Annotated in this window: 19 protein-coding genes; 10 read left to right on the forward strand and 9 right to left on the reverse strand. The window is 69.2% G+C overall.

The genetic code is table 11. From position 1 onward, the window contains the following. Nucleotides 1-1,059, reverse strand: coding sequence for an ABC transporter substrate-binding protein (locus H4W30_RS31730; protein WP_192746133.1), 1,059 nt, complete (start codon nucleotides 1,057-1,059; stop codon nucleotides 1-3). 216 nt (nucleotides 1,060-1,275) lie between these two features. Here H4W30_RS31730 and H4W30_RS31735 point away from each other — a divergent pair, with 216 nt between their 5' ends. Further along, the gene (locus tag H4W30_RS31735) at nucleotides 1,276-2,796 is read left to right on the forward strand and encodes a sensor histidine kinase (protein ID WP_192746889.1); all 1,521 of its coding nucleotides are present in this window, start codon (nucleotides 1,276-1,278) and stop codon (nucleotides 2,794-2,796) included. Here the strand turns inward: H4W30_RS31735 and folP are convergent. Beyond that, entirely contained in the window at nucleotides 2,793-3,659 is an 867-nt protein-coding gene (gene folP / locus H4W30_RS31740; RefSeq protein ID WP_126737369.1) for a dihydropteroate synthase, read from the reverse strand. The genes H4W30_RS31735 and folP overlap by 4 nt on opposite strands. Nucleotides 3,660-3,895: 236 nt before the next feature. On the opposite strand from folP, the gene H4W30_RS31745 reads away from it, so the two are divergent. Both H4W30_RS31745 and H4W30_RS31750 read left to right on the forward strand, forming a co-directional pair. Beyond that, a complete protein-coding gene (locus tag H4W30_RS31745) occupies nucleotides 3,896-5,056 on the forward strand; it encodes a glycoside hydrolase family 88/105 protein (protein WP_192746134.1) in 1,161 nt (386 codons plus the stop codon). Between the two features lie 144 nt (nucleotides 5,057-5,200). Continuing rightward, on the forward strand, nucleotides 5,201-6,205 hold the full coding sequence (locus H4W30_RS31750) for a winged helix-turn-helix domain-containing protein (protein ID WP_192746135.1): 1,005 nt from the start codon (nucleotides 5,201-5,203) through the stop codon (nucleotides 6,203-6,205). A 125-nt stretch (nucleotides 6,206-6,330) separates the two neighbouring features. Here H4W30_RS31750 and H4W30_RS31755 read toward each other — a convergent pair whose 3' ends face one another. The 3 genes from H4W30_RS31755 to H4W30_RS31765 all read right to left on the reverse strand — a co-directional run bounded on the left by H4W30_RS31755 (nucleotide 6,331) and on the right by H4W30_RS31765 (nucleotide 9,861). After that, nucleotides 6,331-7,488, reverse strand: coding sequence for an IS30 family transposase (locus tag H4W30_RS31755; RefSeq protein WP_404799861.1), 1,158 nt, complete (start codon nucleotides 7,486-7,488; stop codon nucleotides 6,331-6,333). Between the two features lie 101 nt (nucleotides 7,489-7,589). Next, nucleotides 7,590-9,161, reverse strand: coding sequence for an alkaline phosphatase D family protein (locus H4W30_RS31760; protein ID WP_192746136.1), 1,572 nt, complete (start codon nucleotides 9,159-9,161; stop codon nucleotides 7,590-7,592). A 43-nt stretch (nucleotides 9,162-9,204) separates the two neighbouring features. Then, the gene (locus tag H4W30_RS31765; RefSeq protein ID WP_192746137.1) at nucleotides 9,205-9,861 is read right to left on the reverse strand and encodes a hypothetical protein; all 657 of its coding nucleotides are present in this window, start codon (nucleotides 9,859-9,861) and stop codon (nucleotides 9,205-9,207) included. 143 nt (nucleotides 9,862-10,004) lie between these two features. Here H4W30_RS31765 and H4W30_RS31770 point away from each other — a divergent pair, with 143 nt between their 5' ends. The 4 genes from H4W30_RS31770 (at nucleotide 10,005) to H4W30_RS31785 (ending at nucleotide 17,134) form a co-directional block, all read left to right on the forward strand. After that, complete coding sequence (locus H4W30_RS31770; RefSeq protein WP_318780702.1) at nucleotides 10,005-12,956, forward strand: AfsR/SARP family transcriptional regulator; 2,952 nt, start codon at nucleotides 10,005-10,007, stop codon at nucleotides 12,954-12,956. Between the two features lie 107 nt (nucleotides 12,957-13,063). Next, nucleotides 13,064-14,290 carry a hypothetical protein gene (locus tag H4W30_RS31775; protein WP_192746138.1) on the forward strand — a complete coding sequence of 409 codons (1,227 nt, stop codon included), beginning with the start codon at nucleotides 13,064-13,066 and terminating at the stop codon, nucleotides 14,288-14,290. A gap of 143 nt (nucleotides 14,291-14,433) precedes the next feature. Beyond that, on the forward strand, nucleotides 14,434-15,819 hold the full coding sequence (locus tag H4W30_RS31780) for an FAD-binding oxidoreductase (protein WP_192746139.1): 1,386 nt from the start codon (nucleotides 14,434-14,436) through the stop codon (nucleotides 15,817-15,819). A gap of 94 nt (nucleotides 15,820-15,913) precedes the next feature. Then, on the forward strand, nucleotides 15,914-17,134 hold the full coding sequence (locus H4W30_RS31785) for a glycoside hydrolase family 88 protein (RefSeq protein ID WP_192746891.1): 1,221 nt from the start codon (nucleotides 15,914-15,916) through the stop codon (nucleotides 17,132-17,134). An 85-nt stretch (nucleotides 17,135-17,219) separates the two neighbouring features. Here the strand turns inward: H4W30_RS31785 and H4W30_RS31790 are convergent, their stop codons facing one another. After that, entirely contained in the window at nucleotides 17,220-17,702 is a 483-nt protein-coding gene (locus tag H4W30_RS31790) for a DUF4396 domain-containing protein (protein ID WP_192746892.1), read from the reverse strand. 270 nt (nucleotides 17,703-17,972) lie between these two features. Between H4W30_RS31790 and H4W30_RS31795 the strand changes: the two genes are divergently transcribed. After that, the gene (locus H4W30_RS31795) at nucleotides 17,973-18,989 is read left to right on the forward strand and encodes an autoinducer 2 ABC transporter substrate-binding protein (protein ID WP_225949940.1); all 1,017 of its coding nucleotides are present in this window, start codon (nucleotides 17,973-17,975) and stop codon (nucleotides 18,987-18,989) included. Nucleotide 18,990: 1 nt separating this feature from the next. On the opposite strand, the gene H4W30_RS31800 is transcribed toward H4W30_RS31795, so the two are convergent. Together H4W30_RS31800 and H4W30_RS31805 are read right to left on the reverse strand one after the other, a co-directional pair. After that, a complete protein-coding gene (locus H4W30_RS31800) occupies nucleotides 18,991-20,205 on the reverse strand; it encodes a DUF6923 family protein (RefSeq protein WP_192746141.1) in 1,215 nt (404 codons plus the stop codon). A 4-nt stretch (nucleotides 20,206-20,209) separates the two neighbouring features. After that, complete coding sequence (locus H4W30_RS31805; RefSeq protein WP_192746142.1) at nucleotides 20,210-20,974, reverse strand: bestrophin-like domain; 765 nt, start codon at nucleotides 20,972-20,974, stop codon at nucleotides 20,210-20,212. Nucleotides 20,975-21,429: 455 nt separating this feature from the next. On the opposite strand from H4W30_RS31805, the gene H4W30_RS31810 reads away from it, so the two are divergent. Further along, a complete protein-coding gene (locus H4W30_RS31810) occupies nucleotides 21,430-22,455 on the forward strand; it encodes a family 2 encapsulin nanocompartment cargo protein polyprenyl transferase (protein ID WP_192746143.1) in 1,026 nt (341 codons plus the stop codon). A 57-nt stretch (nucleotides 22,456-22,512) separates the two neighbouring features. On the opposite strand, the gene H4W30_RS31815 is transcribed toward H4W30_RS31810, so the two are convergent. Next, nucleotides 22,513-23,640 (reverse strand): CapA family protein, encoded by a 1,128-nt coding sequence (locus H4W30_RS31815; RefSeq protein WP_192746144.1) that lies wholly within the window; start codon nucleotides 23,638-23,640, stop codon nucleotides 22,513-22,515. Between the two features lie 89 nt (nucleotides 23,641-23,729). Between H4W30_RS31815 and H4W30_RS31820 the strand changes: the two genes are divergently transcribed. Then, nucleotides 23,730-24,149 (forward strand): hypothetical protein, encoded by a 420-nt coding sequence (locus H4W30_RS31820; protein WP_192746145.1) that lies wholly within the window; start codon nucleotides 23,730-23,732, stop codon nucleotides 24,147-24,149. Nucleotides 24,150-24,165 lie beyond the last annotated feature (16 nt).

Consider the following 24,165-nt stretch of genomic DNA (forward strand, 5'->3'; position numbering starts at 1 on the left):
TCACTTCGTCAGCCCGGGCGCGTCCACGCCGGGCTTGCCCTGCTCTTTGAGCACGGCGTTGAGCGGGCCGAAATCGGCGAACCCCTTGAGGTCCACCGCGGACTTCACCACGCCCGCGGTCACCGAGTCCTGCGCGAGCTGGCTGAAGGTCGAAGCCACCGGGTCGATGCCGAGTTCGATACCGGAGAACGCGCGATCGAGAACGGCCTCGCTGATCGTGCTGCCCGCGAGCGCCTTGAGCTCGCCATTGACGACCTTCTTCGCCTCGGCGGGGTTGGCCTTCGCCCACTCGATGGCGGCGAGTTCACCCTTGAGGATGGCGGTGACGGTCTCCGGGTGCTGCTGCAGGAACTCGCTGCGGACGATCACGACCGTGGTCGGGAACTTGCCTTCCGGCCACAGCGTCTTCTCGTCCAGCAGGACCTTCGCGCCCGCGTCCAGCACGAGCCGCGAGGACCACGGCTCCGGCAGCCAGCCGCCGTCGAGCTCGCCCTTCTTGAAGGCGTCGAAGGTCTTCGGGTTGTCGAGGTTGGTGATCTTGACGTCGGGCAGCTTCTTTTCGGCGATGAACTTCTTGAGCGCGACGTCCTGGGTGTTCGCCAGCGACGGCGTCGCGATGTTCTTGCCGGTGAGCTGCTCGGGCGCGGTGATCTCGGGCTTCACGACCAGTTGCGCGCCGCCGGTGACCGCGCCGGAGACCAGCTGGATGGCGCCCTTGGACTTGGTGAAGGCGTTGATGGCCGGGCCGGAGCCGATGAACGCGATGTCGAGAGAGTTGCCGAGCAGCGCGTTGACCTCTTCGGGGCCGGCGTTGAAGGTCTGGGTGGTGAGCTTCGTCGAGCCGAGCTCCTTGGCGAAGAAGCCGTTCTTGGCCCCGATCAGCGCGGGCGCGTGCGTCACGTTCGGGAAGTACCCGACGCGCACCTCGGCCGCGGCTCCCTGGCTCTTCTGCTCCACTTCGGTGCCCCGATCGGCACGCGAACACCCCGTGATCCCGCCGGCCAAGGTCAAGGCGGCGAAAGCCGCGGCCAGCAAGCGGGTTCTGTGGTGGGTGCGCACGGAAGGTCGCCTTTCGGAGGGTACGACTCGGCTCGGGTGGTGGCGCGAGAGTCGCATGTCCACCCACATGCCTGCATCGCCATCCGAATGACGGGAAAGATGCTGAGAATCCTTGACACCAGGCGGAACTCCTGGTCCACATTTCAGGACCGGTGTAACGGATCGGGCCGAACGGGCGAATCACGCTTAGTGGTGACGCACCCTCGTACCGTCGCGATGGCGGGCGTGCTGACCGCCGGGATCGGGATGGGCGTCGTCGCGTCGACGCTCAAGATCGCCGACGGCACGCACACCGTGCTCGACACCACCCTGTCCACGACGACGGGGTTCCTCTTCCTCCTCGCCGGCGCCGTCGCGCACGTGCGCCGCGCCTCGAACCCCATCGGCCTGCTCATCGCGCTGGCCGGGCTCGCGTTGTTCACCGAGGACCTGCAATTCGCCGACGAACCGCTGGTCCACACGGCCGGCCTCGCCCTGTCGGCCGCGTCCAGCCCGGTGATCGCGCATCTCGTGCTCGCCTTCCCGCACGGGAGACTCCGGTCGCGCTGGGAACGGGTGCTCGCCCTCTCCGCGTACGCCGTGGTGTTCGGGTCGGCCGTCCTCGGCCTGCTGGTCAACGACGATCCGCAGAACCTCGCTGCCGTCGCCGCCTCGCCGGAGGCCGAACAGCTGGTCAAACGGCTGCTGGAACTGGTCGGCGCGCTGATCGGTGGCGGGGTCGTGGTGGTGCTGCTCTACCGTTGGCTCACCGGGCGGATTCCGCAGCGGCGGCTGCTCTCCCCCGTCCTCGCGATCGCCGTGGCCGGCGCGGTGAGCACCACGATCGGCAGCGCGCTCGGTTCCGGGCACCCGCTCGCCGAACCCCTGCTGGACGTCTACCGGATCTCGTTCTGCCTGTGGCCGCTGACGTTCCTGATCGGGGTGCTGCGGGCGCGGGTCGGCAACGCGGAGATGATCCGGCTCCTGCTGGAACGCGACGGCACCGGGCTGGCCGCGCTCGTGCAGGACGACGAGGTGTGGAAGGACAGCCGGTCGATCGACGCGCTCAACGCGGCCGCCGGGCTGGTGCTGGACAACCAGCGGCTCGCCGCGGAACTGGAGGAGCGCCTCGTCGAGGTCCAGGCCTCCCGCGCCCGCATCGTGGCCGCCGCCGACGACGAACGGCGGCGGGTCGAGCGGGACCTGCACGACGGCGCGCAGCAACGCCTGGTCAGCGTCGTCCTGCTGCTGCGGATGGCGGAGCGCCGGCTCGGGGACGAACTCACCCCCGCCGTCGCGACACTGCTGCGGAGCACCATCGACGAACTGCAGGCCACGGTCACCGAACTGCGTGAACTCGCGCGCGGGCTCCGCCCCGCGATCCTCACCGAGGCGGGTCTGATCCCCGCGGTCCGGTCGCTGCTGGACCGGGTCCCGCTCGCGGTCGACCTCGCGGGCGCGGACGTGCCGCGGCTCAGCGGTGCCGTCGAGGCGACGGCGTATTTCGTCGTCTCGGAGGCGGTCACCAACGCCTTGAAACACGCGCGGGCGGGGGAGGTCCGCGTGTGCATCCGCGTCGAGGACGACGGCCTGCGGGTGGACGTCCACGACGACGGCACCGGCACGGCCGACCTCGGCGGCGGCTCGGGGCTGCACGGCCTCCGTGACCGGGTCCGCGCGCTCGGCGGCGAACTGACCGTCGCGAGCGAGCCCGGTTCGGGCACCACGGTTTCGGCCGTCATCCCCTTGGACGGCTAGGCCAGCCCGCGGATGGCGCGTGACGGCGGCCGCGTCCCCTGGATGGACGCGACCATCTCCAGTACCTGACGGGTGCGCCGCACCTCGTGCACCCGGAACACCTTGGCCCCCTCGGCCACCGCCCAGGCCGTCGCGGCGAGGGTGCCGTCGACCCGTTCCGCGAGCTCGACGCCGAGGGTCTCGCCGACGAAGTCCTTATTGGACAGTGCCATCAGCACCGGCCAGCCGGTGTCGGCCAGTTCTCGCGCGTGCCGCAGCAGCGCCAGGCTGTGCCACGTGTTCTTGCCGAAGTCGTGCGTCGGATCGATCAGCACCCCTTCACGCGGGACGCCGAGCGCGACGACGGCTTCGGCGTGCGCCGTGGTCTCCGCGACGACGTCCGCGACGACGTCCGGATAGCGCACCCGGAACGGGCGGGTCCGCGGGACGGCGTTCCCGGTGTGCGAGCAGACGTAGCCGGTGCCGAACTCGGCGGCGACCTCGGCCAGTTTCGGATCGGCTCCCGCCCAGGTGTCGTTGATCAGGTCCGCGCCCGCCTCCGCCGCGCGCCTGCCCACCTCGTGGCGCCACGTGTCGACGCTGATCACCAGGCCGGGGTGCAGTTCGCGGATCCGTTCGACGAACGGCACCACCCGTCGGATCTCTTCCTCGACGTCGACCTCCGCGCCGGGGCCCGCCTTGACCCCGCCGATGTCGACGATGTCCGCGCCGTCGGCCACCGCCCGGTCGACGGCGGCGAGCGCGTCCGGATCCGAGAAAGTCGCCCCCCTGTCGTAGAAGGAGTCGGGGGTGCGGTTGACGATCGCCATGACCAGGGCGCGGTCCCGGGCGACGCGGCGCCCGCGGAAGGTCAGCTCGTTCACGCACCGATCGTAGGCGAGCGGACGCTCGCCCGGTGAGTACCGCCCATCGGGACCGTCCCGGCGACCGGGAGCGCCCATTCGAGTGGCGTATCTGATATATGACGTAAGAGATCGGATCTCTCTTGACTCGCCGTCGAAGCCGCGGGTAGACGTTGTTCAGCCGGGATGGCGACGGACGGCGGATCGGCATCCCGGCCACTCACTCCCCCGGTTCCCCGGCGCAGGAAGGGCCTCGAATGTCCCCAGATCCTCTTCGCGCGGCACGGCTTTCCCGGCGCACGGTACTGGCGGGAACCGCGGGCGCCGTCGGCGCGCTCGCCCTGCCCGGCGTGGCCGGCGCGGCGCCGGTGGATTGGTCGCGCGCCGTCGTCGACTCGACGATGAAGCGGCACACCCCGGCCACCCTCGGCGGCTGGGGCTACACCCGCGGGCTCTACCTCTACGGCCAGTACCTGGTGTACAAACGCACCGGCGAGAAGTCCTACCTCGATTTCATCCTCGCCTGGTACGACAGATTCGTCACCGAAAGCGGGATTTCCAACAACTTCACCAATCTGGACGCGATGCGCTCCGGGCAGATGTTCCCCTTGCTGTACACCGAAACCGGACAGGCGAAGTACAAGACCGCCGCGGACCAGTTGCGCGCCAGGTTCCCGTCCTATCCCCGGACGTCCGACGGCGGGATGTTCCACGCCACGAGCCGGGTCGGACAGCTTTGGGCGGACGGCGTGTACATGGCGCAGCCGTTCCTCGCCCTGTACGGCAAGACGTTCGGTGATGCCGCCTACTGCTACGAAGAGGCCGCGAAGAACGTCAGTGTCTACTTCGACCGGCTCAAGGAGCCCGCGAAGGGCCTGCTCTACCACGCCTACGACGAAGACGGCTCGGAACCGTGGGCGTCGGGTCCCGGACGGCATTCGAAATTCCACTGGGGCCGCGCGATCGGCTGGCTCGGGATGACGGCGATCGACCTACTCGAAATCCTCCCCCGCGACCATCCGCGACGCCGTCGTCTCGTCGACGTCGTGAAATTCCTCGCCGCGGGGTACGCCCGCTGGCAGGACCGGGCTTCGGGCCGCTGGTTCCAGGTCGTCGACCGGGGCGGCGACAAGGACAACTGGCTGGAGACCTCGGCTTCGGCGATGTACACCTTCCTGCTCTCCCGCGCGGTGGAACGCGGCTACGTCGGCCCCGAGTACCGGCCCGTGGCCGCGAAGGGGTATCGCGGCGTGTTGTCCCAGGTTTCGACCGGACCCGACGGAACGACCGACATCTCGAACATCTCCGAAGGCACGAACGTCGGGGACACGGCGTATTACTACGCGCGTAAACGCAACACCAACGATTTCCACGGTCTCGGCGCGTTCCTCATCATGAATGAGCAACTCGCCCGCTGAGGACGCCGCAACGGCCGAAGGGCGCTTTTCCCGCTTCCGACCTGGGGAAAGCGCCCTTCGGTCGTTTTGCGGGCGGATTCCGGGTATTGACCCGAGGCGCTAACATCGCGTGCTGCGACGCCCACTCCCAGGAGGGACGACCGGATGCGCGAGACGCCGCCCCCGGCTTCTTATACCCGGCTCGAACTCGGTGACACCAGCACGATCCCGGTCGGTGTGACGGTTTCCCCGCACATCTCACTGGTTTCGATGCTCGTCGAGGTCGTCGGCGGGTACGACCGCGGCCTGCCCACCGCCTGGCGTCGTCAGGTGGGTTCGGCGATCCCCGAGCAGGGCTACCGCGCGGCGAGCTCACTCGCCCGCCGCGGCACCTCGGTGCAGCCGGACTTCATCGTCCCGATCAGTCCCGGTGAGGACTCCTCCGCCGCGGCTCAGGCGGAAATGCTGCGGGAGCTGACGGAATCGGACGTCCTGAAAGGCCTGGAAGAGGTCTTCGGCGACCGGGTGCCCGCGCAGTGGCGGCAGGCCGCCGACCATCCGAGACGCTGGGCCGCCTCGCTCGCGGACGCCTTCACCGCGACCAGGCTGGCGACCGAAAACCTCTGGGCCAAGGCCCGTCCCCTGCTCGACCGCGAAATCGAACGGATCGGCGTCGCCTCCGTCCGTGGCGGGACCGACGCGGTGCTCGGTCTGCTGCGGCCGCATTTCCGGTTCAGCAACGGCTGTCTGCTGCTGCCCGACGCCGAGCCGGCGAAGTACGCCGTCCGCGGCCGCAAACTGATCCTGGTCCCGATGCTCGCGGGCAGCCGCTCGGTGGTGTCCAACTTCGACGAAGAGGACGCCGTCTGGATCGGCTACCCGCTGCCGGGGCTCGACGGCCTGCTCGACAGTGGCAAGGCCGAACCGGCCCCCGGCGTCGACGGGCTCGACCTGGTCGTCGGCGCCCACCGCGCGAAACTGTTGCGGCACCTGGGAAAGCCCGCGCGGATGGGCGAGATCGCGAATCTGCTGTCCTGCGCCGCGAGCACGGCGACCTACCACTGCGAACAGCTCGTCTCGGCGGGGTTGATCCAGCGGCACCGCGAGGGCCAGGTGGTGCTCGTTGCCCGGACTCCTCGCGGTGACGCGCTGGTGGATCTGCTGTCCTGACTCAGGTCACCCGGCACGTTGCGAAAGTGGCTTTCGCAACGCAGCTCTCGCCGTCCTCGTGCCGCCGCCCCCCGGGGTGTCGCGAAAGCCAGGCGGATTCATGCGGTGGTCGCAACGTGCTCTGTTTAGGACAGTAGCGTGGTGAGTTTTTCGAGTGGGGTGTGCCAGTCCAGTGTTTTGCGGGGGCGGCTGTTGAGTCGTGCGGCGACTGCGGTGAGGTGTTCTGCGGTGTGCTGGTGCAGGTTGGTCCCTTTGGGGAAGTACTGGCGAAGCAGGCCGTTGGTGTTCTCGTTCGTCCCGCGTTGCCATGGGGAGTGCGGGTCGCAGAAGTAGATGGCCAGGTCGGTGGCGAGGGTGATGTCGGCGTGACGGGCCATCTCGTTGCCCCGGTCCCAGGTCAGTGACCGCCGCAACTGGTGCGGGAGGGTCTGGATCGCGTCGATCATCGCGTCCCGGACCTGGATCGCGTCGTGGCCGTGGGGCAGGTGCAGCAGTATGACGAACCGAGTGGAGCGTTCCACGAGGGTGCCGATCGCGGACTTGTTACCGGCACCGGTGATCAGGTCGCCTTCCCAATGCCCCGGGACTGCCCGGTCCTCGGCTTCGGCCGGCCGTTCGCTGATCTCGACGAGATCAGGGATCCGCGACCGTCGTGCCTGTGCTTGCTTGCGCGGGCGGCGCAGTGCCCGTCCTGTCCGCAAACACGCGGTGAGCTCGCGGCGCAGCGCTCCCCGGCTCTGCACATACAAGGACTGGTAGATCGTCTCGTGTGACACTCGCATCTCCGGCCGGTCGGGGAACTCCATCGCCAGCCTGGCTGTGATCTGCCCCGGAGACCACTCCTGCAGCAACCGCGCCTGCACATGATCCCGCAACTCGCGATTACCGGCCTCGGCCAGCTTCGCGGTCTTCGGCCGCCGGGCCCGATCCCGCGCCGCCGACTCCGCCCGATGCGCTCGATACCCGCCCCGGCCACCATTGTTCGTCACCTCCCGGCTGATCGTCGACGGGGCCCTGCCCAGCTGCCGAGCGATCTCCCGATACGACAGACCCCCGGACAGACCACGAGAAATCTCCTCCCGCTCAGCCACACTCAGATAGCGCTCACCCAACGAGCCAGGTGCGTTCCCGATCACCCCGCCAGCCTGCGCGAACCACCGCCGCCCGGTCTCGTGCGACACATCCACCAAACGGGCGGCAGGCTTAGGCAGACACCCCGCCCGCACCGCATCCCAGAACCGCACCCGCACCACACGCGGCAACACCAACCCACCAGCCACCACAACTCCCAGCTCACGAAGGATGTTGCAACGACCCCATGAATCCGCCCCACTTTCGGGACACCTGACGTCCCGAAAGTGGCTTTCGCGACCCTCCCCAGTCACTAGACCCGCTGCAGCCCCGGCTTCCCCGCTTCGACGACGTACGAACGGTCCGCGGCAAGGACCACCTTCGAGAAGTCGTACTCGCTGGTGTCCGAAACGGTCATGAAGTCCGCCCGCATCTGCGTTTGCGACGCCGTCACCCGGACATAACCGCGCTTTCCCCGGCAGTACTTGATATGCGGGTTGTGCGACAGCCACGTCGACGACGGATCGGTCGCGGTGTCGCTGTTGCTCGTGACCGAGGTCGTCACCAGTTCCGAACCGAACACCGGGTCGCTGTGGTTGAAGTAGTCGCGGCGCAGGTCGGCCGCCCAGTGCCGGTGGACGTCGCCGGTCAGCACGATCGGGTTCGGCACCTTGCGGTCCACGATGCCCTTCGCGATCCGGTCGCGCGAAGCCTCGTAACCCTGCCAGGAATCGGGGCTCTCACAGGTCGCCTTGTTGCCGTCGCCGTCACGAGTGGCGAAGAAGACCTGCTGGCCCAGGAAATCCCACTTCGCCGGATGCGTCTCCAGCGCCTTCAGCAGCCAAGCCTCCTGCGTCGTGCCGAGGATGCTGCGCGACGTCGAGCGCATGTCGGTGCACGACGGGCCCGTCGTACCGGACGGATCGGTCACCTGCGCGTTGCGGTACTGGCGCGTGTCGAGCATGTGGAACCGGGCGAGGTTGCCCCAGCCGAACTGCCGGTACAGGCGGATCGACGCGCCGCTCGGCTTCGCGGTGGACCGGATCGGCATGTTCTCGTAGAACGCCTGGAAACCGGCGGCCTTGCGCTCCGCGGTGGCCGGGCTGGTGGTGCCGTTCCAGTTGTTCATCACCTCGTGGTCGTCGAAGACCACGACCCACGGCGCCATCGCGTGCGCGTTCTGGAGGTCGGCGTCGGTCTTGTGCTGGGCGTGCCGCGCGCGGTACTGGGCGAGCGTCGTCACGTCCTCGGTGAAGGCCAGCCGGCGCGGATTCCGGTCGGCGGCGGCACGGCCGGACTTCCGCTCGTACATGTAGTCGCCGAGGAACAGCACCAGATCCGGGTTGTCGGCGAGCATGCCCTTGTACGAGTGGTACCAGCCTTCCTCCCAGTGCTGGCAGGAGGAGAAGCAGTACTTCAGCTGGTTCACCGCGGCACCGGCGGCGGGCGCCGTCCGCGTCCGGCCGACGGGCGAGATGTAGCCGCTGGTCTTGAACCGGTAGAAGTATTCCCGTCCCGGCTCCAGTCCGACCGGTTCGATGTGGACGCTGTGCCCGGAAGCGCGGGCCGCGGTCACGGTCCCCTTCTGTACGACCGAGGCGAACGCCTGGTCGTTGGCGATCTCCCAGTCCACTGTGTACGAAGCGTCCGGCATACCGCCGAAACCGTCGGGGTTCAGCGGGGCGGGAGCGAGCCGCGTCCACAGCACGACGCTGTCCGGCAACGGATCACCCGACGCGACCCCGAGCTGGAACGGGTCGTGGATGGCGGGCGCCGCCGCCAGCGTTCTCGCGTTCGCCCACGAAGGCACCGTCGACGACAGCGCCGCCGCCGAAACCGCCGCGGCCCCACCGAGGAGTACCGCCCGCCGATTCACCTGGCCCATGAAAATTCAACCTTTCGAAGTGGGGAAAGAACGGGGAGGGATTTCACGCGGCGTAATCGGTGATGCCGCCACTACAGGCTTCGAGCGCCGGATTGGCGGCGGCGTCGGCGACGCAGACCTTGTAATAGACCCACGATCCCTTCGCGACCGGCACGGCCTTGTCGACGTGGGTGCCGTTGCCGCCGGAGGCCCAGACGTAGAACGGGCCGGCGCCGCCCTTCAGCCAGTACGCGACCACGGCGGACTTGCCGTCGGCGTTCCGGTCGTAGACCAGGAAATGCGCGTCCGACGAGCGGAACTGCCCCTCCCCCGCGCAGACGCCGGTGGAGCATTCGGCGCTGCCGGAACCGACCCCGCAGTCGGGTGCGATCCGCTGGTCGGAGCCGGTGTAGACGTAGCTGTCCGAGATGTAGCCGCCGAGCGCGGGGACGTAGTCCCACAACGTCGTGGTCCCCAGCGGACCGGTGACCGAGGTCCCGATCGTCTGGCAGTCGATGGTCACCGTGGCGCCGTTGGCCACCGTGCGCACCGCGGTCGCGGAGGTGCTCGGGGCGCGGCGGACGTTCAGCGGATCACCCGCCGTCTTCACGGTCCCGGTGGCCGCGGCCAGCGCGGGAGTGGCTCCGGCGAGGCCCAAGGCGCCCGCCGTCACCAGCACGAGAAAGAAACCGGCGAGCCGCCGGACACTTGAACGCTTCATGACCGCAGCGTCGACCGGCGTCGTACACATCACGTACAAACGCGGGCCGCTGTCTGCACATGCATGCGAATGGATCTAGCCAACCATGGCGGGACGGCAATATTATCGGCGGATATGGGGCTCCTGCCGTATTGGCGGTTTAGGTGACTATTCTCGGGTTTCGCGTTCTCGGTCCGCTCGAAGTGGCGGTGGACGGGCAGGTGGTGCCGCTCGGCGGGCCCAAACCCCGGCTGCTGCTGGCCGCTCTCCTGCTCCAGCCCAACGTCGTCGTCTCCACCGAACTGCTGATCGAGGTCCTGTGGCCTTCGTCGGCGCCCCGTTCGGCGGCGGCGAACATCCGCACCTACGTCCATTCGCTCCGCAAACGCCTCGCCGACCACGACCCGGAACTCGGGGAGCGCATCGGAAGCCGGGCGTCCGGCTACATCCTCAAGGCCGCCCCCGACGAGATCGACCACATCCGCTTCGGCGAATTGGCCGCCCGCGCGCAGGACGCGCTCGGCCACGGGGAAGCCGAATCCGCCCTCGACCTGCTGGATCAAGCGGAAGCGCTGTGGCGCGGGGAAGTTCTCGAAGGCCTCCCCCACGACCACGGCTGGGGCGCGACCGTCGCCCGGCTGACGGAATTGCGGCTCGCGGTCCAGGAACAGCGGCTGCGCGCGAGGATCGAACTCGGCCGGACCGCCGAGGCCGTCGCCGAGCTGCGTGGCCTGGTCACCGAACACCCCCTGCGCGAAGAGCTCTGGCAGCAGCTGATCGTCGCGCTGCGGGCCGACGGCCGCACGGCCGACGCGATCGAGGCCTACGAAACGGCCGAAAAGGTGCTCGCGGAGGAGCTCGGCACCGAGCCGGGCCCGCGGCTGCGGGAACTGCGGGCCTCACTGGTCCTCACCCCCTCCGCGACCCAGGACGCGGTGGCCGCCGCCCTCACCGTGCCGATGACACCGGTCTGCCAGCTGCCGCTGGACCTGCCGGACTTCACCGGCCGCGACGAGGTGGTCAGCGCACTCGTCGGCCTCTTCCACGAGCGTCGTACCCAGGGAAAGCCCGCGATCGCGGTGCTCTCGGGGGCGCCGGGGATCGGCAAATCCTCCGTCGCGATCCGGGTGGCGCACGCGGTCCGTGACGACTTCCCGGACGGTCAGCTGCACGTCGACCTGGCCGGGACGTCGTCCTCGCCCCGTCCCCCGATGACCGTGCTCGCCGAGTTGCTCCGCGCGCTGGGCGTGCCCGACGCGGGGCTGCCGCGTGATCTCCCCGAGCGCGCGGCATTGCTGCGGTCCCGGCTCGCGACCCTGCGGATGTGCGTCGTCCTCGACGACGCCGGCAGCGCGGCGCAGGTCCGCCCGCTGCTGCCCGGCGCGGGTTCCTGCGCGATGCTGATCACCAGCCGGGTCCGGATGCCGGATCTGGCCGGCGCCACCCCGGTCGACGTCGACCTGCTGCCCGAAGCCGAGGCCGCGACGCTGCTCGAAGGCATCGTCGGCACCGAAAGGGTCGCGGCGGAGCCGGAGTGCGCGACCGCGATCCTGCGCCACTGCGGATATCTGCCGCTGGCGATCCGGGTCGCCGGGGCGAAGCTGACCCACCGGCCGGGCTGGACGTTGCGCGTACTGGCCGACCGGCTGCGCGACGAAAGACGAAGATTGGACGAACTCCGCGTCGGCGATCTCGCCGTGCGGGCCAGTGTCACGCTCAGCTACGACCTCCTGCCGATGTCGGCGGCGACCGCGTTCCGCGGCCTCGGCGGGCTGGGTTCGGTCCAGTTCCCCGGCTGGGTGGTCGCGGCCCTGCTCGGCCGCACGCACGGTGAAGACGTCCTCGACGTGCTGGTGGACGCTCATCTGGTCGAGCTCAGCGGCTCGGACGCCACCGGCGAGCCGCGCTACCGCCTGCACGACCTGTTGCGGTGTTACGCCCTCGAACTCCGGGCGCAGGACGTCCCGCTGAAGGCGCGCGACGCCACGAAACGGGTACTGGAGGGCTATCTCGCGCTCGCGGTCGAAGCCGCGGACCGGATGCCCATCCATTTCTTCGGGCTCTACCGGGACGACACGGCCGTCCAGCCCGCGCTGCCGCCGGGCACCGCGCATCTGATCGAGGATCCGGCCGCGTGGTTCGCCGCCGAGCGGCACACCTGTGTCGCCGCCGTCTCGCTCGCCGCCGATCTGGGCTTCGACTCGCTGGCCTGGCGTCTCGCCGCCGCGCTGGCGCCGTACTTCGACCAGCGCGGTCACCAGGACGACTGGATGCACACGCACGCCGTCGCGCTGGCCGCCGCCCGCCGGTCCGGCGAGGTCCGCGGCGAGGCGATCATCCAGCGCAACCTCGGGCAGATCCAGCTGTACCAGGACAGCTACGCCGAGGCCTTGGTCGCGTTCGAGCAGTCGCAACTGCTGTTCGACAAGATCGGCGACACGCGGGGCGCGGCGATCGCGCTGGCCGGTCTCGGCACCGTGCTGCGGATCAAGGGCGAGGACACCGTCGCGCTGGAGCACTGTCACGCGGCGCTCGACCAGTTCTCGGCGGCCGGTGACCCGCACGGCGAGGCCGTCGCGCGGATCGCGATCGGCGCGGTGTGGCTGGCGCGGCGCCGGTTCGACGACGCGGAACGCTGGTTCACCGAGGCGCTGGAGCAGTCCGCCCGGATCGGCGACCGGCACCGCGAGGCGCACGCGCTGAAACGGCTCGCCATGCTGCGTCAGCACCAGGGCAATCTCGCGGGCGCGCGGGAGCGGGTCGACCGGGCCATCGCGATCTTCAACGAACTCGGTGACGACCACTGCGTCGGCTACGCGAACCAGAATCTCGGCGAGCTGTATCTGCACAGCGGAGACCTGGCCCACGCGCAGCTGCTGCTGGTCAATTCGCTGAGCGTGCACCGGCGCAACGGGGACCGCCGGTCCGAGGCCGAGGTGTCGCAGTTGCTCGGGGAACTGCACGAGGCGCTGAGCCAGCCCGAGCGGTCGCGGACGTATTCCGAGCGCGCACTGGCGTTGTGGCGGGAACTCTCCGCGCGCCCACAGGAATCCGCGCTCGCCTCGCGCCTGCAGGAGGCTGCCGAAGCGTCGTACGACGACTCAGCGAGCGCCTGAGGGTTCACCCAGCGCGATCAGGCGCCGACTCGCTTTTGTATCGATCGTGTACAGGCCCCGGCGAAGCTCCCTTCGTAGCAACCGAGAGTGCTCGAAGGGAGACCGGAATGGTCCGGACCGTTAAGGCCCGCCGGGTGATGGCGGCCGTGCTGGCCGTGGGGGCGGTCACCGCCTTGGCCGCCAGCCCCGCGAACGCGGCGCCCGAAGGCAGCTGGCGCGCCGATCTGTCCACTGTGGACGGTGACGACGTCAACGTCCGCAGCGACGGCGGCGTGCTCAGCCTGGAAAACGCCGCCTGGCACAGAAAACCCGACTCCGTCGGCAGCCAGGGCTACCTGCTGCTCGCCGAGCAGAAGCTCGGGAAGCCGGTCAACCGCGTCACCGCCCAGGTGACCGCCGACGCGCCGAAGGGCACCGAGGTCGAGGTCGACGTCCGGGGCAAGCTCAACTCCCAGGACTGGACGGAGTGGACGCCCACCGAGGGCGGCGCCGCCCAGCTGTCCGCTTCGGTCTCCACGGTCCAGGTCCGCATCGGACTGCGCACGGTGACCGACGGCGTGACCGCGAAGGTCAGCGACGTCACCCTCCAGGGTGAGCTCGGCCCGCAGACCAACGCGATCGGCGCGGCCGCCGCCGCGCTGACGTACAAGGTCTACGGCACCCGCGAAGGCCTCGTCGGCGGCACCACCGCCAACGGCCACGTGATCAAGTCCCGCGACCACTTCGTCGCCCTCCCCTCGGGCCGCGGCCTCGCGCCGAAGAACACCGGCAACTACACCGTCCGCGTCTGCCGCACCGACAACAGCCGGTGCGAGTACGCGCCGGTGTGGGACGTCGGCCCGTGGAACACCAAGGACGACTACTGGAACCCGTCGGCCACCCGCCAGATGTGGAAGAACCTGCCGCAGGGCAAGCCCGAGGCGCAGGCGGCGTACCAGGACGGCTACAACGGCGGCAAGGACGAGTTCGGTCGCCGGGTGGCCAACCCGGCCGGCATCGACCTCGCGGACGGCACCTTCTGGGACGGCCTCAAGATGACCGACAACGGCTGGGTCAACGTCTCCTACCTGTGGACCGGCTCCGGTCCGACCGGCGTCATCAGCACCGCGGGCGACCCGATGAACGTCCGGGCCTCGGCCAGCACCACCGCGGCGATCAAGGGCCTCGCGGCGAACTACGCGAAGGTCAACATCGAGTGCTACGTCGAGGGCGAGACCGTCACCGGCAAGTTCGGCACCAGCAACGTCTGGGACCGGATCGGCCCGGGGCACTACGTCTCCGACACCTACGTGCAGACCGGCTCGGACCTGCCGGTGGCGCCCAAGTGCGCGTGACGCACTCCTGATCGCGAAGGCCCGGCGTACCCCATAACGCCGGGCCTTCGCCCTTTCGTCCGCCCTTTCGCCCACGCGGACGGACCTTGGGCGTTGCCTGCCGCTCAGAGACCGTGCGGTAGCCAAGACCTGAGGGGGTCCGCATGAATCCGCCCGAAACGACCACGCTGCGCGAAAAACTGTCCGGCACGGTGGTCACCGCCGCCGATCCCGGTTACGACGCCGCCCGCGCCGTGTGGAACGGCGACATCGACCGGCGCCCGGCGGTGGTCGCCGAATGCGCCACGCGCGAGGACGTCGTCACCGCGCTGGCCTTCGGCCGCGACAAGGGACTCGAGATCACCGTGCGCGGCGGCGGGCACAGCTTCAGCGGTTCCGCCGTCGCCGACGACGGTCTGGTGATCGACCTCGGCGGGCTGCGCCGGATCACCGTCGATCCGGGCACCCGCACCGCGCTGGTCGGTGGCGGGGCGCTCTGGGCCGACGTCGACGAGGCGACGCAGCGGCACGGGCTCGCGACGGTCGGCGGCACGGTGAGCGACACCGGCGTCGGCGGCCTCACCCTCGGCGGTGGTTTCGGCTGGCTGACCGCGAAACACGGGCTCACTATCGACAATCTGCTCTCGGCGGAGGTCGTGACGGCCGACGGCCGGATCCTGCGGGCTTCCGAGGCGGAGCACCCGGATCTCTTCTGGGCGCTGCGCGGCGGGGGCGGGAACTTCGGCGTGGTCACGGAATTCGAGTTCCGGCTGCACCGCGTCGGCCTCGCCGAAGTCGGGCTCTTCTTCTGGACGCTGGCCGACGCGCCCGAGGCGATGCGTTTCGCGAAGGACGTGATCGCGTCCCTGCCGTCGGGCACCGGTTCCATGCTCGTCGGGCTCAACGCGCCACCCGCGCCCTTCGTCCCGCCGGAGCTTCACCTCGCGCCGGGTCTCGCGCTCGTCGTCGCCGGCTTCGACGGTCCCGAACGGCACGCCCGGCTGGTCGAGCGGATCCGCGGCGGCCTGCCCCCGGCCTTCGAACTCGTCACGCCGATGCCGTACGCGCAGCTGCAGAAGCTGCTCGACCCGACCGCGCCACGGGGAATCCTCGCCTACGAGAAGTCGCTGTACGTCGCCTCGCTGTCCGAAAAGGTCATCGACGTGATCGCCGCGCGCCTGCCGGACAAGGCGTCGCCGACGACCGTGCTGCCGATCGTGCCGCTGCAGGACACGTTCTCGACGGTGCGCGAAGACGCGACCGCGTTCGGCGGGCCGCGGACGCCCGGGTTCGTCGTCGGGATGGCGGCCACGGCCCCGACGCCGGAACTCCTGGCCGCCGACCGCGTCTGGGCACGGACACTGTGGGAGGAACTCCTGCCGCATTCCAACAACTACGGCGGCTATCTGAACTTCATGAACGAATACGACGAAGACCGGGTGCGCACGGCGTTCGGCGCGGAGAAGTACGCACGGCTGGCCGCCATCAAGGCAAGGTACGACCCGGACAACGTGTTCCGGCACAACGCGAACATCCGTCCCGCTGAGTGAGCCCTTTATTCACAACCATGAACGGCCTTCACAATCCCGTCATCGTCATGCGAAACTCCCGTGACGCATTTCCCACTGACGAATGGCGGGCATTGTGAGCGTTTCCCGGCGAACCCTGTTGACCACCGCGGCCGGTGCCGCCGTCGCGGCGACGTCGATCACCCCGGCCGCCGCAGCGGCCGGGGAAACCACCGACAGCCTAAGGACTTTCCGCCGAACGGCCGATTACGCGGTGACGAAATTGCGGGCGGTCGCACCCGGCGTGACGGCCTTTCCGGAGATCACCCGGTTCGAGAAATGGACCTATTCGCAGAACGGCGGGTGGATCGGCGGATTCTGGCCGGGAACCTTGTGGCTCGCCTCCCTCCACAGCGGCGATCCGCAATTCCGCACTCTCGCCATGGCGTCGGCGGAAAAGCTCGCGCCGCGCCAGCACGAGACACGGGACCACGACCTCGGATTCCTGTTCTATCCGTCGTGGGTGACCGGCTGGCGGCTCACCGGCGACGAGAAATGGCGCACCGGCGCGCTCAACGCCGCCGCGTCGCTCATCCAGCGCTACAACGAAAAGGGGAGGTTCATCCGGGCGTGGGGCGCGCTCGGCACGCCGGGCAACGCCGGCCGGGTCATCATCGACACGATGATGAACCTGGATCTGCTGACCTTCGCGAGCAAGCAGACCGGTGACCGGAAGTACCTCGACATCGCCATCTCCCACGCGAAGACCACCGAACGGGTCTTCCTGCGCCCGGACGGCTCGACGCCGCACGTATTCGACTTCGATCCCGAAACGGGCGCCGAAATCGGGCCGAACACCGTGCAGGGTTACAGCCCGACGTCCTGCTGGTCGCGTGGACAGGCCTGGGGGATCTACGGGTTCACCACGATGTACCGGCGTTCCGGCGACCCGCTGTTCCTGCGGACGGCTCAACGCCTGGCCGACTTCGCGCTGCGCGCCCTCACCCCGGACAACGTTCCGGTGTGGGATTACCTCGCCCCGCAGGCGCCTCACGACGTCAAGGATTCCTCGGCCGGTGCGGTGATGGCGTGCGGCCTGCTCGACCTGGCGAAGGCCGCGAACCGGCCGCACTACCGCGAGGCGGCGATCCGGATCCTGACCGCGTTGTGCGACACCTGCCTGACCACGAAGTCGACCCGCGCCGAGGCGATCGTGGCGCGCGGGACGCGCAACCGCCGGGCCGAGGACGGGGTCGAGGTCTCGTTGCCCTACGCCGATTACTACCTGCTGGAGGGTCTTCTGCGGGTGCTGATGCCGAAGGAGATCGACAAGGCGATCGACCTGTCGAGCGTCTGAGCCGGCCTTCGTGGCGTTGCGAAAGCCACTTTCGCAACCTTCAACGTTGTGAAAGTGGCTTTCGCAACCCACCTGGTGGCAGCGCTCAGTGCGCGTGGTGGCCTTCGTGGCCTTCGTGACCACTGTGGTCACCATGACCACCGTGCCCGCCGTGGTGCGCGTGGACCTTCGCGTGCCCCAGCCCGCGCCCGATCATCCACTTGTTCACCGGCACCGTCAGCACGAACGCGACGGCCAGCGCGAACGCCAGCGCGCCCCAGAACAGCAGGCTCGCGAGCCCGGCCTCCATCGCACCGGGCACCACCAGCATGATCCCGTTGTCGACGATCTCCATGACCGCGATCGACACGGTGTCGGCCGCCAGCGCCACCTTGAGCGCGGCGCCGAACGGCAGGCCCGACTTCAGCACGCCGCGCATGGTCAGCGCGTAACCGAAGACGAAGGCGAGCGCCACCGCGAGGATGATCGTCGCCACGTTGCCGAGGCCGAGCGCCGTGCCGATCACCATGCCGAGGACCTCACCGATCGCACAGCCGGTGAGGCAGTGCAGGGTCGCCGACGCCGCCATCGACCAGCTTGCTCCAGGACGTGTCTCGTTCATGCGGGAAACCATACCCCCCACCCGTATAAACGGCGCAGTGATCCCCGTCTCGTGATCGCTCAGCGTCAACCCCGTAGGCCGACCCGGTAATCAGCCCAGGTCGATGAACTCACTTCCGTAACCCTTTGCGCTCATCCGGTTGACCGGGGTAACCGGGGACCCCTAGTTTCGCCGGAGGTCTCCACCGCGCGTAGACCGATCGGCTGGTTCAGGTAGTTCCGTGACTATGGGGTGGAGATGCGAGGGCCGACGAAGACGCTCGTCGTTGCCACTGTGCTCGCTTGGGGCATGGTGTTCGGGCTGACCGGCTGCGGTGGTGGAGAACCCGCGGAGACGGCGGCGAAGCCGATCCGGATCGTGTTCGTGCCGAAGGTCGCGGGCATCCCGTACTTCGAGGCGATGAACACCGGCGGACAGGCCGCGGCCAAACAGCTCGGGGTCGAATGGGCCTCGACCGGTCCGGCCACGGTGGACCCCGCGGCGCAGGTCTCCATCGTGCGCGGCCTCGTCGAACAGCAGGTGGACGTCATCGCGATCGCGCCGAACGATCCGAGGACGATCGCCCCCGCGATCACCGAGGCGCGGGCCAAGGGCGTCCATGTGATCACTTCGGACACCGACGCGCCCGGCACCGATCGCGAGCTCTTCGTCAACCAGGCGACCCCGGAGGGTATCGGCAAGGCGCTCACCGACGCACTGATGAAGAAGATGGGGAACGCGGGCAAGTACGCGATCGTCTCCTGCGGCGAGACCGCCGAGAACCTCAACGCGTGGATCGCCGTCCAGCGGACCTATACGGCTACGGAGTACCCCCATGCGCAGCTCGTCGAGACGGTCTACGCCGGCGAGGACAAGGACAACGCCACCGCCCTGGCCAAGGGGCTGATGGCCAAGTACCCGGACCTCACCGGTCTGGTCGGCGAGTGCACGACGTCCGCGCCCGGGGTCGCCGAGGCGGTGCGGTCGCAGCAGAAGATCGGCCGGGTCTTCACCGTCGGCGTCGGGACGCCGCAGGCGATCAAGCCGTACCTGCTGGACGGTTCCGCGTCGCTGTCGGTGCTGTGGAACGTCGAATCGCTCGGCTACCTCACCGCGTGGGCGGGCAAGCAGATCGCCGAGGGCAAACGGCTCAGCCCGTCGAACAAGGTCAACCTCGAACTCCCCGCGATCAAGTACGAGGAGGACACGAAGACCGTGCTCCTCGGCGACCCGCTGCTCATCACCCGCGAGAACGTGGACCAGTTCAAGTACTGACTCACCGGCCCCGCCGGACGGCACCCGCCGCCGCGCCGCCGCCGAGGATCAGCACCAGCGCGGTCAATCCCCACCGCCGCTTCTCCTTCGTGCGGGCGTGGGAATCGGTCTCCGCCGCCTCCTTCCGTTCCCGGGGCGCGGCCGAACGAGACGGCTTCGGCGCGGGTGCGGGCGGCGGGACCACCTGAGGCGCGGGCGCCGGGCTCGACGACGGCGTCGGCGAAGGACTCGGTGACGAAGACGGACTGGGCGAAGGCGTCGAGGACGGGCTCTGGGACGGCGTCGGAGTCCGAGTGGAGGAAGGCGTCGGACTCGGCGTGGGTGTCGGAGATGGCGTGGGCGTCGGCTTGGGTGGCTCGGGCTTAGGCGGCTCAGGCTTGGGCGGTTCGGGCGCGGTGAGGCAGCCTGCGGCGTCCGAACCCGCCAGCGGCGCACCCGAACGCACCACGGTCACCTGCCCGCTTCGGTCGAGACGGTAGAGAACGCTGCGCCCGCCGATCCGGTTCGCCATGGCGTACAGGGCACCGTCGCGGCCGAGGACGACGGAGCCGTAGACGTCGGCGGGCGGGAAACGCGCGTCTTCGGCTTCGCGGACCTTGCCGGACACCGGATCGATGGTGATCACGGCGCCCTTTCCGCGCCAGGTGGTGGACACGCCATAGAGCAATCCGTTGTGGTAAGCGAAATCGTTGACGTCGTGGGCGAGCGTGATCGGCCGCAGGAACACCGTCCTGACGATCCGCAGGTACCGGTCTCCCGGCGACAGGTCCACTGTGTACAGTGTGCCGTTCCTGAGCAGGTACCAGGAATTCCCGCCGATCGCGCCGGCGGTCACCCCGGCTACGGGGCTCCACACCGGCAGCCGGTTCCCCGCACGGGTGATCGGGCCGAGATCCTGGGTCTTGCCCGCACGGTCGATCGTCACCGCGTGCGCGCCCCTGCCGAGCCCCTCCGCGACACCGAAGACGAAGTTCCGCGTCGCGGAGTAACCGAGCGCGTTGAGCCGGTAGTCCGGCTCGGTCACCCGCGAAGTGGTCCCCGATCCGGCGTCGAGCCAGCGCAGCTTCGACTTCCCGTGCGAGCCGGTCTCCGCCTGCACCACCAGGCAGGATTCGGCGGCGCGCGCGACCATCGGGGTCAGCAGTGCCGACGCGCCCACCAGACCGGCGACGGCCACCGTCGCCGCCGCCCGCGTCAGCCGGTCCACTGTGCTCACCGGCTCAAGAGATCCTCGCCAGCGCGGCGGTGAACGCGTCCGGCGGGATCCGCACCCCGCCGCCGAACGGGTTCTGCAGCTGGTAGATCGCGAACAGCAGCAAGGTGACCGTGCCTGCCAGCGTGGACACGATCACGAGATGCGCGGCCAGCCGGGTACCGCCGAACAGGTTGGGCAGCAGCGCCGAGATCAGGCTGCCGAGAATGAGGGCGAACCACACGACGCCGCCGACCCGGCCGCCCACGACCGCGTTGAGCCGCTCCTGCCGGGCCTCGTAGACCTGCCAGAGCTGCGTGTTCGCCTCGGTCTTGCGTTCACGGAGCCAGTCGTCGTCCGACGGGGCCTTGTCCACCGCCTTGCGCAACATGTCGAGCTGTGTCCAGCCGAGATCGGGGAGGCTCGTCTCGCCCCCGGCCATCAGCGGCCACTCCTTCTTTTCGACCGTGGTGATGTACTCCGCGCTCAGCTTCCGCACCTCGTCCTTGACCTCGGTCCCCAGCGAATCGGCGGCCCAGACGGCGGCGACCAGGCTGTCCGCCTCGTGGTACGAGCCCTCGCGAGCCGCGGTCGCGGAGTCGAAGAGCGAGATCAGGATGAACGCGACCAGGACGGCGTGCAGCCCGCCGACGATGGTGAACACCTGGCCGGCGGCGTCGTTGTTGTCGGGGCGTCCCTCGTCCCAGCCGAACCTGCGGACGAGGTAGCCGACGAAGCCCGCGAGGGCGGCCGCGCCGACGACCCAGGCGATGCCGGTCAGGTAAATACCCATTCGAGTCCTTCCAGGCGGAGACTGCCGAAACTAGTTCACGCTTCCACGAGCGGAAAAGACCGGTTGAATCAATTCATACCAGCGGCGGACGACGCTCGGCCGATCATCACCGGCTCGGCCCAATTTCTCAGCACTCGAAACAATTTCCGCCACGCGCCGGAAAGGCGCGTCACCGGTCGGAGAGCACGGCTTCACGACCGAGTGAGCGGCCACCACGAGAAGTCACCGACCTTGCCGCATTCCGGCATTTCCCGTGGCTCCGGCACCCGAACGGCCGCTCCGGCCACGCGTCCGAGGGGCGGTCCGGCAAACAGGTGAACCTCTCCGTAGACCCGATCGAGTTGTTTGTCCGGGCATTACGCCTTGCTATGTTGACTTTGCACCCGCCCCGCTCGAATGGGTATCCGAGAATTGCGGAAAACAGCGGTTCACCGGGTCGACCGAAAGGGAGTCCGTTGACGACAACCGAGACCCGTACCGGAGCACGTCCCGCCGGCGAAGTGCTGACCTGGAGCCGGAATCTGCTCGACCCGGCACTGCGCGAGGCCGTCGACGGCCTGCCCGAATCGATGCGGCTCATCGCCGGCTACCACTTCGGCTGGTGGGACGAACACGGCCGTCCGTCCACTTCGGACAGCGGGAAGGTCTTGCGGCCGGCGCTCGCGCTGTTGTCGGCACAGGCGGTCGGCGGACACGCCGAGATCGCCGTCCCGGTGGGTGTCGCGGTGGAACTGGTGCACAACTTCTCCCTGCTGCACGACGACGTGATGGACTCCGACACCACCCGGCGGCACCGGCCGACGGCGTGGACCGTTTTCGGCACCGGCGCGGCGATCCTCGCCGGGGACGCCCTGCTGTGCCGGGCCTTCGAGGTGCTGGCCCCGTTCGGGCAGGACGCGCTGCGGGTGCTCAGCACCGCCGTGATCGATCTGCTGGAGGGGCAGAGCGCCGATCTGAAGTTCGAGGAACGCGGTGACGTCGACACCGCCGAATGCGTGCGGATGGCCGAGGGGAAGACCGGCGCGTTGCTCGGGGCGTCGTGCACGCTCGGGGCGCTGGCCGGGGAAGGGAGGCAGGATCAGGTGGACCGGCTGACCGAGTACGGGAGGGCACTCGGGCTGGCGTTCCAGCACATCGACGATCTGCTCGGGATCTGGGGCGATCCGGCGGTGACCGGGAAACCGGTCCACTCGGATCTGTCCAACCGGAAGAAGTCCCTGCCGGTGGTGGCCGCGCTCCACTCGGGGACGGACGCCGGTCGAGAACTGGATGCCTTGTACCGCAAGGAAAACCTCGACGCCGCGGAATTGCCCCACGCGGCGGTACTGGTGGAACGCGCGGGCGGCCGGGCGTGGAGTCAGGAGCAGGCCGACGCGCTCCTGACCGGCGCGCTGCACCATCTCGCCGTCTCGAACCCGGTGCCCCGCCCAGGCGCCGAGCTCGCGGCCCTCGCGAAACTGGTGGTGCGGCGACGGTATTGAAGGCGGGCGCGGTAAGGCAGGGGTGGGCGGGGAAGAGCCCACCCCTGTCCCCTCAGGTCAGCGACCGGGCCGGGTCAGCCCCTGGTCGCCCGCGCCACGGCTGAGGACGACCTCGTCGGTGGCCTTGAGCGCTTCGGCGCCGGCGTTCCCGGCCTGGCCCGCGGTGAGATCGAGCAGGCGGATCGGCGGGCCGAGCTGGACCAGCGTCGGGACGTATTCGGCCTTGTCGACCTTCCAGCGTTCACCGTCCCGCACGAACCGGAACCGCGCGGCCGCGCCCTGTTCGGTCGACCCCCTCGGCTCCGAATGCCGGGCGACGCTGTTGCCGAGGCCGTAGGCGACCCATTTGCCGCCGATCTGTTCGAAGGGCTGCACGACGTGCGCGTGGTGGCCGATGATCAGATCGATCGAGTCGTCGGCGAGCAGTTTCTTAGCCAGCGAGCGCTGTTCGGCGGTCGGATCGTGCTGGTATTCGGTGCCCCAGTGCAGGCTCGCGAGGACGACCTGCGCGCCCGCCTTCCGCGCGGCCTTGGCCTCGGCGATCACGTCTTCGGGGTCGATCTGGTTGACCAGCCAGGGTTTGCCCGCGGGCACCTTGATCCCGTTGAAACCGTAGGAGAAGGAGATCTGCGCGACCTTGACGCCGTTGACGTCGACGATCAGCGGCTTCTTCGCCTCTTCGGCCGAACGCGCCGAACCGGTGTGCTTGATCCCGGCCTCGTCGAGTTTGTCCAGCGTCCTGGTCGCGCCGTCCACACCCTGGTCGATCGTGTGGTTGGACGCCGTCGAACAGGTGTCGTACCCGGTGTCCTTGAGCGCGTCGACGATCTCGGGCGGCGCGCTGAACGAGGGGTAGCCGCTGTACGGCCCGCCCTTCGGCGCGATCGGGGTTTCGAGATGGCAGATGCCGAGGTCGGCCCCGGAGATCAGCGGTTTGATCCCGGCCAGCAGGGGCCGGTAGTCGATCTTGCCGCCGCCGTCCTCCTTCGCCTGGTCGGTCAGCGCGGGGTGGATCAGCACGTCACCGGTCGCGACCACGGTGAACGCCCCGTCCGGCGCCCGGCTCGCCGCCGGCGCCTCGGACGTGGCGGGCCGCGGCTGCTGCTCCGGAGCGCTGCTGCACCCTGCGAGCAGGAGGGCGGCGCCGAGGAGGGCGGTGGTCTGGCGGGCACGAGAGCTGAACATCTATTCCCTCGATCGAGTGAAGGTCTCCCCATCCTGCCTTACGGCCGGTCACTGGACAGCGTCACGCCCGATCGCGGACCATCGCTGCCATGACCGCGTACTCCCGGTTGGGCCTGATCGGTTTCGTCGTCGTCGCGTTCTGGGTCACCGCCGCGTGCGGTTCGTCACCCGACCGGACGACGGCGGACGGCGCCGCCGGGGCGATCGCGAACGCGATGACCGAGGGCGACAATCCCGCGTTACTGGCGCTGACCTGTCCGCGCACGCCGGACAAGCCCGCCGCTCCGGACGAGCTGGTCTCCGGCGAAACGCCGGTCACCGTCGGCAGTGTCGACCAGAAGGGGCAGGCCGCCATGGCGGTCCTGAACGACCAGCGGAACGAGAAACGCGCGTACGGCGCGTTGCTGATCGAAGGCGACGACGGGAACTGGTGCATCTTCGGCTTCCGCAACTGCCCGCGCGACGTGAAGGTGACCACCGCGAACTTCGTGACGGTCTGCCGCTTCTGAGCCAGAGCGACCTCAC

It is taken from the genome of Amycolatopsis roodepoortensis (genome assembly GCF_014873915.1).
GTDB classification, from domain to species: Bacteria; Actinomycetota; Actinomycetes; order Mycobacteriales; family Pseudonocardiaceae; genus Amycolatopsis; species Amycolatopsis roodepoortensis.

Bases quoted from the DNA above. Each gene is read 5' to 3' on its own strand.
- H4W30_RS31735 (WP_192746889.1), top strand. From the start codon at position 1,276: ATGGCGGGCGTGCTGACCGCCGGGATCGGGATGGGCGTCGTCGCGTCG.
- H4W30_RS31745 (WP_192746134.1), top strand. From the start codon at position 3,896: ATGTCCCCAGATCCTCTTCGCGCGGCACGGCTTTCCCGGCGCACGGTA.
- H4W30_RS31750 (WP_192746135.1), top strand. From the start codon at position 5,201: ATGCGCGAGACGCCGCCCCCGGCTTCTTATACCCGGCTCGAACTCGGT.
- H4W30_RS31760 (WP_192746136.1), bottom strand. From the start codon at position 9,161: ATGGGCCAGGTGAATCGGCGGGCGGTACTCCTCGGTGGGGCCGCGGCG.
- H4W30_RS31765 (WP_192746137.1), bottom strand. From the start codon at position 9,861: ATGAAGCGTTCAAGTGTCCGGCGGCTCGCCGGTTTCTTTCTCGTGCTG.
- H4W30_RS31775 (WP_192746138.1), top strand. From the start codon at position 13,064: ATGGTCCGGACCGTTAAGGCCCGCCGGGTGATGGCGGCCGTGCTGGCC.
- H4W30_RS31780 (WP_192746139.1), top strand. From the start codon at position 14,434: ATGAATCCGCCCGAAACGACCACGCTGCGCGAAAAACTGTCCGGCACG.
- H4W30_RS31790 (WP_192746892.1), bottom strand. From the start codon at position 17,702: ATGGCGGCGTCGGCGACCCTGCACTGCCTCACCGGCTGTGCGATCGGT.
- H4W30_RS31795 (WP_225949940.1), top strand. From the start codon at position 17,973: ATGCGAGGGCCGACGAAGACGCTCGTCGTTGCCACTGTGCTCGCTTGG.
- H4W30_RS31805 (WP_192746142.1), bottom strand. From the start codon at position 20,974: ATGGGTATTTACCTGACCGGCATCGCCTGGGTCGTCGGCGCGGCCGCC.
- H4W30_RS31815 (WP_192746144.1), bottom strand. From the start codon at position 23,640: ATGTTCAGCTCTCGTGCCCGCCAGACCACCGCCCTCCTCGGCGCCGCC.
- H4W30_RS31820 (WP_192746145.1), top strand. From the start codon at position 23,730: ATGACCGCGTACTCCCGGTTGGGCCTGATCGGTTTCGTCGTCGTCGCG.